This is a genomic window from Streptomyces africanus, assembly GCF_030816955.1.
Classification (GTDB): Bacteria; Actinomycetota; Actinomycetes; order Streptomycetales; family Streptomycetaceae; genus Streptomyces; species Streptomyces africanus.
Map to the genome: position 1 here is coordinate 3,155,935 of NZ_JAUSYP010000001.1, position 15,899 is coordinate 3,171,833.

The window sequence follows — 15,899 nt, forward strand, 5'->3', positions numbered from 1 at the left end:
TGCCACCAAGCGCAGGGGGTCCGTTTTCATCGCCGGGAAGCCGCCCAACTCCCCAGCCGGCGCAGCTAACCGGTAGCCGTCACTCCCCGGCCGGCAGCGCGTCGCGGAACCGCCGTGGGCCAGTGCGCGAGCACCGCCGTGGCCGCGTACCAGGCAACAGCCCCCGCGGCCACGGCGAACCACCCACCGGCCTTCGCGAGCGCGCCGTTCCCGGCGAACGCTGCGATCGCGAGCAGCAGCAGCGAGACGAAGAACAGCCCGTACACGCCCTGCCCGAGCTGGTCCCCGCCGGCGAGCGTCAAAGACAACGCCACCAGCGCGAACAACAGCAGGAACAGCCCTGCCGCGTTGGCGGAGACCTGCGCGTCGGCCGACACGGCCCAGGTGAACCACAGCGCCCCGAGCACCGAGAACGCCGTCCCGCCGGCGGTGTCCCCGGCCCGCAGGGCCAGCAACCCGGCGGCGAAGAGCGCGATGCCGCCCACGTACTGGGCGACTGACACGGCGTCAGTGGCTGACACCCCGTCGAGCACAGCGGTATGCCCCAGCCCGAAGGCCAACAGGGTGATTCCGAGGGCGAGTCGACCGGCCACGGTCGTGATTCCGCTTCCCGCGGAGACGTCTTTGTCCACGACGGGCTCCCTTCGTGCATGTGCAGTGGTGCGGTGTCCCGTATATGCCCTTCACAAGGGCACAAACACCTCTACGCGCGAGTAGCTTTACGCATCGCACAGGGGACGCAAGGGAGTTGGCACTCAGGGAATGCTCAGGGAATGACGACGACGGGCCGCTGCGCCCGCTTGGCGAGCCGCCCGGCGACGGAGCCGAAGATCCGCCCGACGAGGCCGTGGGTCGACCCGACGACGATCGCGTCGGCCTCGTACTCCCGGCCGACCTCTTCGAGTTCGTGGCAGATGTCGCCGCCGCGCTCGACCAGGATCCAGGGCACCTCGGCGAGGTAGTCCGCACAGGCCAGCTCAAGACCGAGCACCTCGGTCCGGTGGTCCGGCACGTCCACGAACACCGGCGGCTCGCAGCCGGCCCACACCGTGGTCGGCAGCCGGTTGGCGACGTGGACGATGATCAGGCCCGACCCGGAGCGATGGGCCATGCCGATCGCGTACGCCAGGGCGCGCTCACTGGACGTGGAGCCGTCGAAGCCGACGACGACCCCGTGCTTGAAGGCGGGATCGCAGGAGTGGCGTGGCTCTTCCGCCGCCAGGGGCTCGGCCGCCGTGGGATCGGCGACGGGCCGCTTGCGGTCCGCGTGTTCGAAGAATTCGTGACCGGCCATGGCTGTCTCGGCGTTGTGATCCTTTATGGGTGGGACAACAGTGTGCGGCGGAGCTGTGTCCGGGAATGGTCTTCCCAACCCCATACCCCCAAGGGTACGGCGGCACGCCTCCTTAGCCCAGATCCCGCCCGCCGTGCGTGCGGGTTCCAGGGAGCATGCACGAGGCGGCGCCCGTAACGCAATGGTTGCTGCGCTGTACAGGCGGTTTGCACAGGATTCACTTACCCGTGGGGGTGATCGGGTCACACAGTGACCTGCTCGCCGGCCACGCGTTGAACCCCGTGAGTCACGCCACAGGGAGCACGCATGCCCGGACCCCGCCCCGCCTCCGAGGCGGACCGCGCGGCCCCGCCGCCGCGGGACACCGCGACGGACGTGGTTCGCTGGGCGGCCTTCAGCTGCCTGCTCGTCCCCCTCGTGCTCCTCGGGTACGGCGCCTCCCTGGCCGGCGCCGCCGGCACGGCCCTCGGGCTCGCGGCCGTCACGGGCGCGTGCCGGGTCCTGCTGCGGCAGTCCGAGCGCGGGGCGGCCCGGCTGGCGGCCGAGGACCGGGCGCCCCACCGGGGCCGGCACCACCGCACCGGAACGGGGTCGCACCGCGGCGGACGGCACACTGGCGGGGATACACCGGTCGGCTGACCGGTTTCCGCGCACACGCACGCTGCTTTTCAGCCAACTTCCCGCACCTGTGCATCACCCTCCCTGACCACCCCCCAACCCCCGTTCGACCTGCACGGAAAGGGCCTCAGGGGTGCTGCGCACCCTACGCGGATTGGCCACTGCGACAAGGCGCACTTCCCTGCACGCCCCACGAGTGCAACGCTTCGTGATCGAATGCTTCACGCCAAGTTGCCAAGTCGACAATGTGCCGAGTGCCGAACCGGCCACTGCGGCGCAACGGGACACAGTAGATTCGATCTTGACTGTCTACGGCGGGGGACTCGTGCAGGACCGAGGGGAAACGTGCAGGAGCGACACAACCGAGGAGCCGCGACCACCGAGGGGGGCTTAGCAGTATGAGCCACGACTCCACTGCCGCGCCGGAAGCCGCAGCCCGGAAGCTATCCGGGCGACGTCGCAAGGAGATCGTCGCGGTGCTGCTGTTCAGCGGCGGCCCCATCTTCGAGAGTTCCATACCTTTGTCGGTGTTCGGGATCGACCGCCAGGACGCCGGCGTGCCGCGCTACCGACTGCTGGTGTGCGGCGGCGAGGACGGCCCGTTGCGGACCACAGGGGGCCTGGAACTCACCGCGCCACATGGCCTGGAAGCGATCTCACGCGCGGGCACGGTCGTCGTGCCGGCCTGGCGTTCGATCACTTCTCCGCCACCGGACGAGGCGCTCGACGCGCTGCGCCGGGCACACGAGGAGGGCGCCCGCATCGTCGGGCTGTGCACCGGCGCCTTCGTCCTGGCGGCGGCGGGCCTGCTGGACGGCCGGCCCGCGACGACACACTGGATGTACGCGCCGACGCTGGCGAAACGCTATCCGTCGGTGCATGTCGATCCGCGGGAGCTGTTCGTCGACGACGGCGACGTGCTGACGTCGGCAGGCACCGCCGCGGGCATCGACCTGTGCCTGCACATCGTGCGCACGGACCACGGCAACGAGGCGGCGGGGGCCCTGGCCCGGCGTCTCGTCGTGCCCCCGCGCCGAAGCGGCGGCCAGGAGCGCTATCTCGACAGGTCTTTACCCGAGGAGATCGGCGCCGACCCGCTCGCCGAGGTCGTCGCCTGGGCGCTGGAGCACCTCCACGAACAGTTCGACGTGGAGACGCTGGCGGCACGCGCGTACATGAGCCGTCGTACGTTCGACCGCCGCTTCCGCTCGCTGACCGGGAGCGCGCCGCTGCAGTGGCTGATCACGCAGCGGGTGCTCCAGGCGCAACGCCTGCTAGAGACGTCGGACTACTCGGTGGACGAGGTGGCGGGGCGCTGCGGCTTCCGGTCGCCGGTCGCCCTGCGCGGGCACTTCCGCCGCCAGCTGGGCTCGTCGCCGGCCGCGTACCGGGCGGCCTACCGCGCCCGGCGCCCGCAGGGCGAGCGGCCGCAGGACACCGAGGCCGCCCAGGGCGGTCCGGGGTCCGGCGTGTCCGGGCACCCGGGGCATCCCGGCCAGCAGCCCGGCCCGCTGCATCCGGAGCACCCGGTCCCGCTCCAGTCCCGCCGTACGGCGGCGGCGAGCGCGGTCGGATCGTCCCCCGCCATGTCCGCGTCGGCGTCGGCCGCGCCGGACAACGGCCGGGAGGCGTACGTGCCGAGCCGGGCGAGTCTGCCGGGGCAGCGCAGCGCGACGTGATGTGACGTGAGCCGGAGACCGGGCCCGCGGGGAGGTGACCCTCCACGCGGGCCCGGTGCCGTTTCGGAGGGGGCGGATGCACCCGGGGCCGCGAGGCGGGTGCGCCTTCGGCCACAAGGTCACCGCACGGCCGGTCCGGCCCGGGGCGGCTCACCGTAAGGTTAGACACATGAACGATCGCATGGTGTGGATCGACTGCGAGATGACCGGCCTCTCGCTGTCGGACGACGCGCTCATCGAGGTGGCCGCCCTCGTCACCGACTCCGAGCTGAACGTGCTCGGCGAGGGCGTGGACATCGTCATCCGGCCGCCGGACCGGGCGCTGGAGACGATGCCGGACGTGGTGCGTCAGATGCACACCTCGTCCGGGCTGCTCTCCGAGCTGCCGGACGGCACGACGCTGAAGGACGCCGAGGAGCAGGTCCTGACGTACGTCAGGGAGCACGTCAAGGAGCCGGGCAAGGCCCCGCTGTGCGGCAACTCCGTCGGCACGGACCGCGGCTTCCTGCTGCGTGACATGCCGACGCTGGAGGACTATCTGCACTACCGGATCGTCGACGTGTCGTCGATCAAGGAGCTGGCCCGCCGGTGGTACCCGCGGGCGTACTTCAACAGCCCCCAGAAGAACGGCAACCACCGCGCGCTCGCCGACATCCGCGAGTCCATCGCGGAGCTGCGCTACTACCGCGAGGCCGTCTTCGTCCCGCAGCCCGGGCCCGACTCGGACACCGCGAAGAAGATCGCCGCGAAGCACGTGGTGCCCGGGCAGTAGCCGTGCCGGGGGCCCGCGGAGGGGCGCCGCGAAAGCCGGGCGCGAGCACCCCTTCGGACCCTGTACACTTTTTCTCGGCCGGTCGGGGACATCACTGATCTCCAAGCCGGTCATGGTGGGTGTAGCTCAGCTGGTAGAGCACCTGGTTGTGGTCCAGGATGCCGCGGGTTCGAGTCCCGTCACTCACCCTGAGTAATCAGCCGGTGGCTTCGCGTAGAAGCCACCGGCTGAAGGCTTTTCACGAGGGCGTCACGACCGCGCACCCTCTCCCGCGCACTCCACGTCCCCGGCGGGGAGCCGTCCCGTCCCCAGGTAGTCGTTCACGAGACGGTCGGCACACGCCACCGGCGTCAGCCCCTCCGCCCCACGGCCGTAGACGCCGTGGGACCGGATGTCGGCCGTGACCGGACGGGAGCCGGTGAGCCGGCGGTGGAGCTCCAGCGCACCGGCGTAGGGGACGTTGTTGTCGCACCGGGCCTGCACCATCAGCACGGGCACGGAGTTGGCCCGATGCCGGTCCCCGGCTCGCGCGGGGCGGTGGGCCAGAACGCGCACGGAGCGATCATGCCGTTGACGAGCGGGCCGAAGACCGGCTCGGTGGCCCGGCTGCGGACGCTGTTGCGCCAGTACGTCTCCGGATCGGCCGGCCAGCCGCCCGCCGGCCAGCCCCCGTCGCCGCACATGAACAGCGCCCCGCCGGCCAGGCTGTCCGCCAGCTCCGGGGAGGACAGCAGGGCCAGCAGGGCGGACAGGTCCGGGCCCGGCTCGGCCAGGTCCCCGGCCGCCGCCGCGGACAGGTCACGGACCACGGACGCGAGGGACGTGTCGTACTCCTGATCCTGGATCAGCTGACGGAGCCGCAGGCGTACGACCGGGGCGTCGAGACGGGTGCCCGCGACCCGGAGCGGACGCCGTTCGGCCTCGGCGAGTATCTGCTGCACGGTGGCCCGGACCTCGCGGGCCGTGCGGCCGAGCCCGTAGCGGGCGTGGTGCCGGGCGGCTCAGCCGGCCCATTCGTCGAGGCCCGCCTCCAGGGCCGCGCCCGCGCTGCGGAACAGGTCGTACTGGATGCGGGCCGGGTCCGTCGAGGAGTCGAGGACCACGCGGCGGGGGAAGAGTTGGGTGTACACGGCGCCCAGGTCCGCGCCGTAGGAGGCGCCGTAGTACGACATCCTGCGCTCGCCCAGCGCGGCGCGGATCGCGTCCAGGTCGCGGGCGACGTTACGGATCGAGGCGTGCGGCAGGAGGCCGGCCGCCGGACGGCAGCGCTCGGCGAGATCCCGGGCGGCGCGCACGGACCTCTCGAAGTCCTGGCGCGGGGACGTCGACTCGCCGGGCGCGGGCTGCGGCCCGGCCGGTGAGCAGCGCACGGCCGGGCGGAGCGCGAGGGTACTGGCGAGTCCGGTGCCGCCCGGGCCGCCCGGGTTGGAGAAGAGAATTACGAGCGGCTCGTCGCCGGGTCCCCCGACCCGGCCGTCTCCTGGTGCAACTGGGTACTGCGGCCGCGCGCCGGGCCGTGCCTCGTGGGGACGGTCCAGGCCACGGTCGCCGAGGACCGGTGCGCCGAGTTCGCCTGGGTGGTCGGCAGCCCGTGGCAGGGGCGCGGGTTCGCCTCCGAGGCGGCGCGGGGCCTCGTCGCCTGGCTGCGGGGCCAGGGCGTGCAAACGATCACAGCCCACATCCATCCGGACCACCTGGCCTCGGCGGCGGTGGCCGCGGGGGCCGGGCTCGCCGCGACGGAGGAGGAGCAGGACGGGGAGGTCAGGTGGCGGCTGGTGGGGCGGCGCCCCTGACCCGGATGACGCCTGCCGCGCTTCCGTCACCTGTGATCAGGCGGGGGGCAGAGATCGTCATTAGTGATCTATCGGCCTGCCGGAGCCCGTGCCTCCGGCAGACTGTCGGGCCTGGATCGGGCGACAGGGCGGGCACGACAGCACATGGGGCGTTCACGGGCACGGCATCTGAGACCGCAATGCCTCGTGCTCGCGGTGGCCGCCTCGCTCGGCTCGTCCGCAGGCTGCTCTTCGTCGACCGTGCAGGAATCCACCCCGGAAGCACCGCGCGCGTCCGTGAGCGCCCCGGCCGACTCGCCCACCACCAGTCGGGGGCCTGTCGTTCCGGACGGACCCCCCGGGCACGGTGAGCCGAGCGCCCCCGTGAGCAGGCCGGCTCCCTCGCAGTCGGCAGACGGGTCGAGCACGCCCTCGCCCGATCTGTCCGTCGGTGGAGACCCCGTCGACCCTGTGCCGCCGCCACCGCGCGCCCCGGGCCCGGCTCCCAGCGACCAACTGCTGCCGGACCCCGCGGCACCCGCGTGTCCCTCCGGTCCGTCCGCCGGCACCTCCGCGTCCCCCGGCCCGTCCACGTCCCCCGGCCCGTCCACCGGCCCCTCCGCGTCCCCCGATCCGTCCCCGGGCCCCTCCGCGTCTCCCGGTCCCTCGCCCGGCAGCCCTTCGGCCTCCTGCGGTTCCACGTCCACGGCATCACCGGCCGGGACGGAGTCCCCGGGGGCGTCCCCGTCATGAGCGACCCGCCTGCCGTTCCCGCTCCCCGCTCCCGCGCGTCCGCGCCACCGCCGGAACGTCGTCCGCGGCAGGCCGGGGCCCGGCGTCGGCGCCGTCGGGTCCTGCGTCGCGTATCCGGCACCGGTGCCCCGGAGCCGCCCGTCTCCCGCCTTCCGGGCGCCGGCTTCCCGGCCGACCTGGCCACCCTCGTGTCGCTCCTCGCGGCGCTGCTGTTCTATGCCGGAGCGGTCCACACCCGGGCGTACTTCGAGTACTTCCACATCGACGTGCTGGCGCTCGGCCTGAGTTTCGCCGAGTTCGTCATGCGCAGTCTGCGGCTGGTGACGGCTCCCGTGGTGCTTACCGCCGTGGTGGCCGTGGTCGTACTACGGGATCCGCAGCTGCCGAGCCGCTCGCTTTCGCGTCTCCTTCCGCCCACCCTGATCGGCCGGCTCCGACGGGTCGCCCGGGGCCTGGCCCGTCTCCACCTGCTCGTTCTGGGCGTGGCGGTGGCCATGCTCTTCTGCTGGAGCCGTATCCAGCCGTACGGATGGCTCGTGCCCGTTCTCCTGGCCGTCGGCATCCTGTGCGGTCAGCCGCCCGCCGCCGGCGACGGCAGCCGCTCGGGCGGCATCCGGGCACGAGGCGCTCCGCTCGCGGCGGTGTGTCTGTGCCTGCTCTGGGCTGTCGCCCTGGCCGCACACGAACGCGGTCTGCGCGATGCGGAGCGCGACGCCGATCACCTGGTCGGCAGAACGGCGGTCGTCGTCTTCAGCACCGACCGACTGAGCATGACCGGCCGCGGCCTGAAGGTGAAGGACCTCGGGCAGCAGATGCACTATCGCTATCGGTACACCGAGCTGAGGCTCGTCATCGAGCGCGGCGGGCGCTACTACGCCGTGCCCACGGGATGGCGGCACGACACCGACTCGACGTATGTATTCCGCGAATCCGACGACGTACGCATCGAACTCATGCCGGGTGCCCGGTGACGGCATGCCCCGGCGGCCGGCCGCCAACGGGATGTCGTTGCGGCTGATCAGTTTCCGGCGAGGTCCTGCGCGGCGTCGAGGACCAAGTGCCAGGGGTACCGCTTCGGCTGGCCCTGTCCTGGCTGGTTCGGCACGAAACCGCACTGATGCCGTGCCGCCCGGTGGAAGGCCCGGGCGCGGTTCAGCGAGTGCTGGGCGGCGTCGGTCGTCGCCTCCTTCACGAACCAGCGTTCCCCGTCGGCGAGCCGGACCCCGTACGACACACAGCCCGAGTCCTGGTCACGAAAGGCCCGGAAGACCTCGCCCACCGTGCGCAGATACGACTCGGTCCGAGCGACCTCGGCGACGTCCAGCAGAGGATGCGGCGTCACGACGACGACCGGGGCACCAGTTCCGTCGCCAGGACCACCTGCCGTCGGTCCAGTCCCCGGGACGCCAGCGGGCGGCGGTCGGCGACCTCCGTGAGGAGGAGGTCGATCATGCGGCGGCCCATCTCCTCGATGGGCTGGCGGACGCTGGTGAGGGGCGGTTCCATGTGGCGGGCGATGGCGGAGTCGTCGTAGCCGACGAGCGCCACGTCGTCGGGGATGCGGCGCCCCGCCTCGCGCAGCGCGTGGCGGGCGCCGGCGGCGGTGACGTCGGAGGCGGCGAAGACCGCGTCCAGGTCGGGCCGGCGCTCCAGCAGGGCCGCCATGGCACGGCTGCCGCCCTCCTCCGTGAAGTCGCCCGGCTCGATCAGCGCCTCGTCCGCCTCGTGGCCCGCGTCGCTCAGCGCGTCGCGGTAGCCGTCGACGCGGCGCTGGGCGCCGTAGACATCGAGGCGGCCGGTGATGTGTGCCACCCGGCGGCGGCCGCGGGACAGCAGGTGCTCCACGGCCTGACGGGCGCCGCCGTAGTTGTCCGAGTCGACCGACGCCAGTGTCTCCTGCGCCGATCGCGGGCCGCTGATCACCGCCGGGATGTCCAGCTGGGACAGCAGGTCGGGCAACGGGTCGTCCGCGTGGACCGAGACGAGCAGGACGCCGTCCACGCGGTGGGCGGCCAGGTACTGGGCAAGACGGCGGCGTTCCTTGTCGCTGCCCGCGAAGATCAGCAGCAGCTGCATCTCCGTGTCGGACAACGCCGCGCCGACGCCCTTCAGCATGTCCGAGAAGTACGGCTCCGCGAAGAACCGGGTCTCCGGCTCGGGCACGACCAGGGCGATCGCGTCCGTGCGGTTGGCGGCCAGGGCGCGGGCCGCGGTGTTCGGGACGTAGCCGAGCTCGGCGACCGCCGCCTCCACGGCCGCGCGGGTCGCGTCGCTGACCCGGGGCGAGCCGTTGATCACCCGGGACACCGTGCCGCGGCCGACACCGGCGCGCGCCGCCACCTCTTCGAGGGTGGGCCGGCCACCGCTTCGGCCCCGCGCTCCGTGGCTTGCCATGGGCTCCGCCTTCCCGTCCACACCCGCACTCTGCGGCTGGCCTGGAATTTAACAGGCTCGTCAGCTGTAGTGACCGCTACCGGGGCCCGCCGCCCCCGGCCTTCCGCTTAGGACCCGCCCTGGGCCCGCGGGCCGGTCCGACTGGCTCGATATCGCCGTCCGTGGCCGCAAGGGACCGCGGCCCGGGTCCAGTTAACAGCCCGATAACTGAACGCATCTCTCCCTGTCCGGTCCCTTGACACCCCCGCCCCGACCGGAGAACCTTCAACACATCACTGGTGGGAGCGCTCCCACAGTACCTGACACATACACAACCCGCACGTTCCCCGCCCGAGCCGCAGCGAGTGAAAACGGGTCCAACCATGCAGTTGGCCGGGGGGTCGGCACGTCAGGGCAACAGGAGGACGACATGCGAGCACGCATCCGAACCGCCCGCAAGGCGATGGTCCTCGCGGCCGTCGCGTCGCTGGGCGCCGGGCTGCTGGCCGGCTGTGCCGACGACGGCGGCGACGACAACTCCGGCTCGTCGGACGGTGACGGCAAGGGCAAGACGACGATCTCGGTGGGGCTCTTCGGCACCATGGGCTTCAAGGAAGCCGGCCTCTACGCCGAGTACGAGAAGCTCAACCCGAAGATCAAGATCGCCGAGAACGTCGTCCAGCGGAACGAGAACTACTACCCGGCGCTGCTGAACCACCTCACCACCAACAGCGGTCTGCTGGACGTCCAGGCCGTCGAAGTGGCCAACATCGCCGAGGTCACGGCCACCCAGGCCGACAAGCTCGAGGACATGTCCAAGGTCTCGGGCGTGGACAAGAGCAAGTGGCTGGGCTGGAAGTGGCAGCAGGCCACCACCAAGGACGGCAAGACGATCGGCCTCGGCACCGACGTCGGCCCGATGGCGATCTGTTACCGCACGGACCTCTTCAAGCAGGCCGGTCTGCCCACCGACCCCGCCGAGGTGGGCAAGCTGTGGGCCGGTGACTGGGCCAAGCTCGTCGAGGTCGGCGAGCGCTACAAGTCGAAGGCCCCCAAGGGCACCTTCTTCATGGACTCCCCCGGCGGTCTGATCCAGGCGGTCCTGGGCAGCGAGGAGAAGAAGTTCTACGACACCTCCGGGAACGTCATCTACAAGACCAACCCGGCCGTCAAGGCCGCCTTCGACCTGACGGCGGAGGCCGCCAAGAAGGGCCTCGTCCAGTCCGAGACGCAGTTCCAGCCGGGCTGGAACTCCTCGATCGCCAACAACAAGTTCGCCGCCATCGCCTGCCCGCCGTGGATGCTGGGCACGATCAAGGGCTACTCGAAGCCGGACGCGGCAGGCAAGTGGGCCGTGGCCACCGCGCCCAAGGGCGGCAACTGGGGCGGCACCTTCCTCACCGTGCCGAAGAGCGGCAAGCACGTGAAGGAAGCACAGAAGTTCGTGACCTGGCTGACCGCGCCGGAGCAGCAGGCGAAGCTGTTCAAGGTGCAGGCCAGCTTCCCGAGCGCCCCGTCCACCTACACCATGCCCGAAGTGACCGGCGCGACGAACGAGATGACCGGTGACCAGAAGATCGGCCCGATCTTCGCGGAGGCCGCCAAGGCCGCCCCGGTCCAGGTGATCGGCCCGAAGGACCAGATCATCATGCAGGGCCTGACGGACAACGGCGTGATCCTGGCGACGAAGGGCAAGTCGGCCAAGGAGGCCTGGGACTCCGCCACCAAGACCATCGACAACAAGCTGGACCAGTGACCCGTATGGCCACCCGTCACGACACCGCCGCGCCCCCCGTGGAGGGGGGCGCGGCCCCGGGGCCGCCCGCCCGGGGACGCGGCCTCGGAGAAGGAGCGGCGGCGCCGGGACCGGCTGTCCCGCCGCTGGCAGCGGGACATCCGCTGGAGCCCGTACGCCTTCGTCTCGCCGTTCTTCCTGCTGTTCATCGCGTTCGGCCTGTTCCCGCTGATCTACACGGGCTGGGCCTCGCTGCACCAGGTGGAGCTGACCGCGCCGACCGACATGAACTGGGTCGGGCTGCGCAACTACACCCGGATCTTCGACGACGAGTTCTTCTGGAACGCGGCGAAGAACACCCTGACCATCGGCATCATCTCCACCGTTCCGCAGTTGCTGATGGCGATGGGCATCGCCCACATCCTCAACTACAAGCTGCGGGCCTCGACCTTCTTCCGGGTCGCGATGCTCGCCCCGTACGCGACGTCGATCGCCGCCGCCTCGCTGGTGTTCGTGCTGCTCTTCGGCCGTGACTACGGCATGATCAACTGGCTGCTCGACATGGTCGGCATCAACCCGGTCGACTGGCAGAACGACAAGTGGTTCTCGCAGATCGCCGTCTCGTCGATCATCATCTGGCGCTGGACCGGCTACAACGCGCTGATCTACCTGGCCGCGATGCAGGCGATCCCGCAGGACCTGTACGAGTCGGCGGCGCTGGACGGGGCCAACCGCTGGCAGCAGTTCATCCATGTGACGCTGCCGGCGCTGCGCCCGACGATCCTGTTCACCTGTGTCGTGTCGACGATCGGCGCGAGCCAGGTCTTCGGCGAGCCGCTGCTGTTCGACGCCAACAAGGGCACCTCCGGCGGCGCGGAGCACCAGTTCCAGACGCTCGGTCTGTATCTGTACGAGCAGGGCTGGGTCGCCCAGCACCTGGGCCGTGCCTCGGCGATCGCCTGGACGATGTTCCTCATGCTGATCGTCATCGGCATCGTCAACTACGTCATCTCGCGCCGGCTGCGCGCCAGTAGTTAGGAGTTCCGGCCGTGACGACGACTGTGACGCCCCAGGACGCCCCGCCGCCCGGCGCGGCGCCCGCGAAGGAGTCCAAACGCCCCCGCCTGCCGAAGTCCGCGCGGGCCGGCGGGACGTTGCACGGCGGTCCGATCGCGTACGCGATCCTCATCGTGTTCACGATCGTCTCGCTGTTCCCGCTGGTGTGGACGGCGATCGCCGCCTCGCGTGACAACCAGCGGCTCGCGCAGACGCCGCCGCCGTTCTGGTTCGGCTCGGGTCTGTTCGACAAGCTGGAGATCGCCTGGAAGGACGCCAATCTGGGTGAGGCGTTCTTCAACACCACGATCGTGGCGGGGGTTTCGGCGGCGACCATCGTCTTCCTGTCGACGATCGCCGGTTTCGCCTTCGCCAAGCTGCGGTTCAGGGGCCGTGGCGCGCTGATGCTGATCGTGGTCGGCACGATGATGGTGCCGCCGCAGCTGAGCGTGATCCCGCTGTACATGATGGTCGCCAAGCTCGACTGGACGGACCAGCTGCAGGCGGTGATCCTGCCGTCGCTGGTGAGCGCGTTCGGTGTGTTCTTCATGCGGCAGTACCTGATCCAGGCGCTGCCGGACGAGATCATCGAGGCCGCCCGGGTCGACGGGGCGAGCAGCTGGCGTGTGGTGTGGCACGTGGTGTTCCCGGCGGCGCGGCCGGCGATGGCCGTGCTCGGGATGCTGACGTTCGTGCAGACCTGGAACGACTTCATGTGGCCGTTCCTGGTGCTGACCCAGATGGGCAACCCGACCGTGCAGGTCGCGGTCGCCGGGCTGGGGCGCGGCTACACGCCCGACCAGTCCCTGATCATGGCGGGCGCGCTGCTGGGTACGCTGCCGCTGCTGCTGGTCTTCGCGATCTTCGGCAAGCAGATCGTGGGCGGCATCATGCAGGGCGCCGTCAAGGGCTGACGCCCTGTCTCCAGGGGCCGGGCCGGCGCTGCTCCGGCCCCTGTTCTCCCCCTTTCCTCCCCCTCCCCCTCCACCGTCGGTCTCCACGACCTCCAATGGGAGCGCTTCCATGCCTGACTCCGAGAACCCGGCCACTGCGGTGACCTTCCCTCCCGCCTTCCTCTGGGGCGCGGCGACCTCCGCGTACCAGATCGAGGGCGCGGTGCGGGAGGACGGCCGTACGCCGTCGATCTGGGACACCTTCAGCCATACGCCGGGCAAGACGGCCGGTGGCGACACCGGTGACATCGCTGTCGACCACTACCACCGGTACCGCGAGGACGTGGCGCTGATGGCGGAGCTGGGCCTGGGCGCCTACCGCTTCTCCGTCTCGTGGTCGCGGGTGCAGCCGACCGGGCGGGGTCCGGCCGTCCAGAAGGGCCTGGACTTCTACCGCCGACTGGTCGACGAGCTGCTGTCCAAGGGCATCAAGCCGGCCGTCACGCTCTACCACTGGGACTTGCCGCAGGAGCTGGAGGACGCGGGCGGCTGGCCGGAGCGGGACACGGCGTACCGTTTCGCGGAGTACGCGCAGATCGTCGGCGAGGCGCTGGGCGACCGGGTCGAGCAGTGGATGACGCTCAACGAGCCGTGGTGCAGCGCGTTCCTGGGCTATGCCTCCGGGGTGCACGCCCCGGGCCGGACGGATCCCGCGGCGTCGCTGCGTGCCGCGCACCATCTGAACCTGGCGCACGGGCTGGGCGCGTCGGCCCTGCGGTCGGTGATGCCGGCCCGCAACACGGTCGCGATCAGCCTCAACTCCTCGGTGGTCAGGCCCCTTTCGCAGAGCCCGGCGGACCTGGCGGCGGCCCGGAAGATCGACGATCTGGCCAACGGCGTCTTCCACGGCCCGGTCCTGCACGGCGCGTACCCGGAGTCGCTGTACGTGGCGACGGCGGGGCTCACGGACTGGAACTACGTCCTCGACGGCGACCTGGCGCTGATCAACCAGCCGCTGGACGCGCTGGGCCTCAACTACTACACGCCCGCGCTGGTCTCGGCCGCCGACCCGGCGGCGAAGGGGCCACGCGCCGACGGCCACGGCTCCAGCGAGCACTCGCCCTGGCCGGCCGCGGACGACGTCGCCTTCCACCAGACGCCCGGCGACCGCACGGAGATGGGCTGGACGATCGACCCGACCGGCCTGCACGAGCTGATCATGCGCTACACCCGGGAGGCGCCGGGCCTGCCGCTGTACATCACCGAGAACGGCGCGGCCTACGACGACAAGGTCGACTCGGACGGCCGGGTGCACGACCCGGAGCGCGTCGCCTACCTGCACGGGCATCTGTCGGCGGTCCGGCGCGCGATCGCCGACGGCGCGGACGTCCGCGGTTACTTCCTGTGGTCCCTGATGGACAACTTCGAGTGGTCGTACGGCTACGGCAAGCGCTTCGGCGCGGTGTACGTGGACTACGCGACGCTCGAACGCACCCCGAAGTCCAGCGCCCACTGGTACGCGCGCGCGGCCCGCACGGGCACGCTGCCGGAGGTGGAGGCCGTCTAGCCACTGCGGAGGCGGGGGGACGGGGCGCGGCACTAATAGGGGAGTGCCGCGCCCCGGCATGTCAGGAGACGCCGCGTGGCGTCAGCAGCCGGCGGGTCGTCGTCACGCCCCACTCGTCCAGCGACAGCAGGCGGTCGCTGGAGGCCATCAGGCCTCCTGTGGACTCCACGTGTGCCGCCCACTGTTCGCGGGTCTCGACGGCCGGGCGGGCCATCAGGCAGTCGGGGTCGTTGGTCCAGAGCCGGGAGTGCTGCCACTGGCGGGCCGCGCCCGTGAACTCGGCCGGGTCCTGGCCCGGCTGGGAGTAGTCGTCGGCCTCGGGGCGGCGGTGGGGTGCCGTGTCGGGGCTGACGCGCATGGCGTCGAACAGGCCGATGGAGGGGAGCATCGGGGCGCCGCAGCCCAGGAGGTAGGAGTCCGGGCCGATCGCCTCGCGGATCAGGCGGATGCCGGCGCGGTACGCCGTGAGGGGGCCGGCGTCCGCGTGGCGGATGCCGTCCAGGGCGCCCGCGTAGAGGAAGTCGGTCTTGAAGTAGTCGTAGCCCTCCGCGCGCAGGGTGGTGAAGACCTCGGTCAGGTACGCCGCCGCGTCCGGGTGGGTGGTGTCCAGGACGCGCAGGTCGTGGCCCCAGTTGCGGCCGGCGTGGGCGAAGCCGCCGGCGGTGTCGCGGACCAGCCAGTCGGGGTGCTCGGCGGCCAGGTCGCTCGCCGGGTCGACGAGGAAGGGAGCCGTCCAGATGCCGGCGCGGCGGCCGCGGGAGCGGATCTTCTCGGCGATTCCGGCGCGGGAGCGGAAGCGTCCGGAGAGAGTGAGCCAGTCGCCGAGGGCCCGCTGGTAGCCGTCGTCGATCTGAACGACGTCGACGGGCAGGTCGAGGGTGTCCATCGCGCGGAGGTTCTCGTGGATGTCGTCCTCGGTGACCTCCGTGAAGTACTCGTACCAGGAGCACCAGACGGTGGGCGCCGGGCGCGGGGCCGCGATGCCGAGACCGGAGGCCCAGTCGCCGAGCACCGACTGGATGTCCTCGCCGGTCCACTCCTTCACCGGGCCGTCGGCACCGACCTGTGCGACCCCGCCCCCTACGGCGAGCCGGATCGACGGCACCTCGTGCGTCGGCTCGGCCGCCGCCCAGAGGCGGACCGGCGAGCCGTCGCCGGGGTCGAGCGCGAGCAGGCCCTCGCCCTGGAAGACGCCCGCGGGGACGGTGACGCCGGGCCGGTAGCAGACCGTGGCCCAGTTGGCGTTGGCCGGACGGTGGGGCGCCGCGCCCAGGGCGTAGGCGCCGCTGGGGCTCCAGGACTGCCAGCCCTCCTCGTGGACTCGGGCGCGGCGGAGGTCGACGGGCACGGAGGCCAGCGGCGTGAAGGGGTGCTGCACGGTGATCTC

15 protein-coding genes, 1 tRNA gene and 2 pseudogenes are annotated in these 15,899 nt (G+C 71.5%); 10 read left to right on the plus strand and 8 right to left on the minus strand.

Annotation, left to right across the window (positions count from 1 at the left end; all coding sequences use genetic code 11):
* Positions 1-65: 65 nt before the first annotated feature.
* Both QF034_RS14500 and QF034_RS14505 read right to left on the minus strand, forming a co-directional pair.
* Positions 66-632 (minus strand): GPR1/FUN34/YaaH family transporter, encoded by a 567-nt coding sequence (locus tag QF034_RS14500; RefSeq protein WP_307175354.1) that lies wholly within the window; start codon positions 630-632, stop codon positions 66-68.
* Positions 633-766: 134 nt separating this feature from the next.
* The gene (locus QF034_RS14505) at positions 767-1,294 is read right to left on the minus strand and encodes a universal stress protein (RefSeq protein WP_306966820.1); all 528 of its coding nucleotides are present in this window, start codon (positions 1,292-1,294) and stop codon (positions 767-769) included.
* A gap of 306 nt (positions 1,295-1,600) precedes the next feature.
* Between QF034_RS14505 and QF034_RS14510 the strand changes: the two genes are divergently transcribed.
* The 4 genes from QF034_RS14510 (at position 1,601) to QF034_RS14525 (ending at position 4,551) form a co-directional block, all read left to right on the plus strand.
* Positions 1,601-1,933 carry a hypothetical protein gene (locus QF034_RS14510; RefSeq protein WP_086562593.1) on the plus strand — a complete coding sequence of 111 codons (333 nt, stop codon included), beginning with the start codon at positions 1,601-1,603 and terminating at the stop codon, positions 1,931-1,933.
* A gap of 377 nt (positions 1,934-2,310) precedes the next feature.
* Positions 2,311-3,591, plus strand: coding sequence for a helix-turn-helix domain-containing protein (locus QF034_RS14515; RefSeq protein WP_307175355.1), 1,281 nt, complete (start codon positions 2,311-2,313; stop codon positions 3,589-3,591).
* Positions 3,592-3,760: 169 nt separating this feature from the next.
* The gene (gene orn, locus QF034_RS14520) at positions 3,761-4,363 is read left to right on the plus strand and encodes an oligoribonuclease (RefSeq protein WP_307175356.1); all 603 of its coding nucleotides are present in this window, start codon (positions 3,761-3,763) and stop codon (positions 4,361-4,363) included.
* A 115-nt stretch (positions 4,364-4,478) separates the two neighbouring features.
* Positions 4,479-4,551: transfer RNA gene (locus QF034_RS14525), tRNA-His, on the plus strand.
* 61 nt (positions 4,552-4,612) lie between these two features.
* On the opposite strand, the gene QF034_RS14530 is transcribed toward QF034_RS14525, so the two are convergent.
* From QF034_RS14530 to QF034_RS14540, 3 genes are read right to left on the minus strand one after another with little or no spacing between them, the layout of a single operon-like run.
* A complete protein-coding gene (locus QF034_RS14530; protein WP_307175357.1) occupies positions 4,613-4,849 on the minus strand; it encodes an alpha/beta hydrolase in 237 nt (78 codons plus the stop codon).
* Entirely contained in the window at positions 4,849-5,304 is a 456-nt protein-coding gene (locus tag QF034_RS14535; protein WP_307175358.1) for a hypothetical protein, read from the minus strand. The genes QF034_RS14530 and QF034_RS14535 overlap by 1 nt, the downstream gene beginning before the upstream one ends.
* A gap of 60 nt (positions 5,305-5,364) precedes the next feature.
* Entirely contained in the window at positions 5,365-5,733 is a 369-nt protein-coding gene (locus tag QF034_RS14540; protein ID WP_307175359.1) for an alpha/beta hydrolase family protein, read from the minus strand.
* A gap of 33 nt (positions 5,734-5,766) precedes the next feature.
* On the opposite strand from QF034_RS14540, the pseudogene QF034_RS14545 reads away from it, so the two are divergent.
* Together QF034_RS14545 and QF034_RS14550 are read left to right on the plus strand one after the other, a co-directional pair.
* Positions 5,767-6,156, plus strand: a pseudogene (locus QF034_RS14545) (GNAT family N-acetyltransferase); the annotation flags it as partial.
* 728 nt (positions 6,157-6,884) lie between these two features.
* Positions 6,885-7,859 carry a hypothetical protein gene (locus QF034_RS14550; RefSeq protein ID WP_307175360.1) on the plus strand — a complete coding sequence of 325 codons (975 nt, stop codon included), beginning with the start codon at positions 6,885-6,887 and terminating at the stop codon, positions 7,857-7,859.
* Positions 7,860-7,906: 47 nt separating this feature from the next.
* On the opposite strand, the gene QF034_RS14555 is transcribed toward QF034_RS14550, so the two are convergent.
* Both QF034_RS14555 and QF034_RS14560 read right to left on the minus strand, forming a co-directional pair.
* Positions 7,907-8,230: a hypothetical protein gene (locus QF034_RS14555; RefSeq protein ID WP_307175361.1), complete on the minus strand. Its 324-nt coding sequence runs from the start codon at positions 8,228-8,230 to the stop codon at positions 7,907-7,909.
* On the minus strand, positions 8,227-9,282 hold the full coding sequence (locus QF034_RS14560) for a LacI family DNA-binding transcriptional regulator (protein ID WP_307175363.1): 1,056 nt from the start codon (positions 9,280-9,282) through the stop codon (positions 8,227-8,229). Before QF034_RS14560 ends, QF034_RS14555 begins: the two co-directional genes overlap by 4 nt.
* Before the next feature lie 409 nt (positions 9,283-9,691).
* Here QF034_RS14560 and QF034_RS14565 point away from each other — a divergent pair, with 409 nt between their 5' ends.
* The 4 genes and pseudogenes from QF034_RS14565 (at position 9,692) to QF034_RS14580 (ending at position 14,512) form a co-directional block, all read left to right on the plus strand.
* Positions 9,692-11,017 carry an ABC transporter substrate-binding protein gene (locus QF034_RS14565; protein WP_307175364.1) on the plus strand — a complete coding sequence of 442 codons (1,326 nt, stop codon included), beginning with the start codon at positions 9,692-9,694 and terminating at the stop codon, positions 11,015-11,017.
* 5 nt (positions 11,018-11,022) lie between these two features.
* A pseudogene (locus QF034_RS14570) lies at positions 11,023-12,034 on the plus strand (carbohydrate ABC transporter permease).
* A gap of 11 nt (positions 12,035-12,045) precedes the next feature.
* Positions 12,046-12,966, plus strand: coding sequence for a carbohydrate ABC transporter permease (locus QF034_RS14575; protein ID WP_307175365.1), 921 nt, complete (start codon positions 12,046-12,048; stop codon positions 12,964-12,966).
* Between the two features lie 109 nt (positions 12,967-13,075).
* Positions 13,076-14,512, plus strand: coding sequence for a GH1 family beta-glucosidase (locus QF034_RS14580; protein ID WP_307175366.1), 1,437 nt, complete (start codon positions 13,076-13,078; stop codon positions 14,510-14,512).
* 61 nt (positions 14,513-14,573) lie between these two features.
* Here the strand turns inward: QF034_RS14580 and QF034_RS14585 are convergent, their stop codons facing one another.
* Positions 14,574-15,890, minus strand: coding sequence for a glycoside hydrolase family 36 protein (locus QF034_RS14585; protein ID WP_307175367.1), 1,317 nt, complete (start codon positions 15,888-15,890; stop codon positions 14,574-14,576).
* Positions 15,891-15,899: the final 9 nt, after the last annotated feature.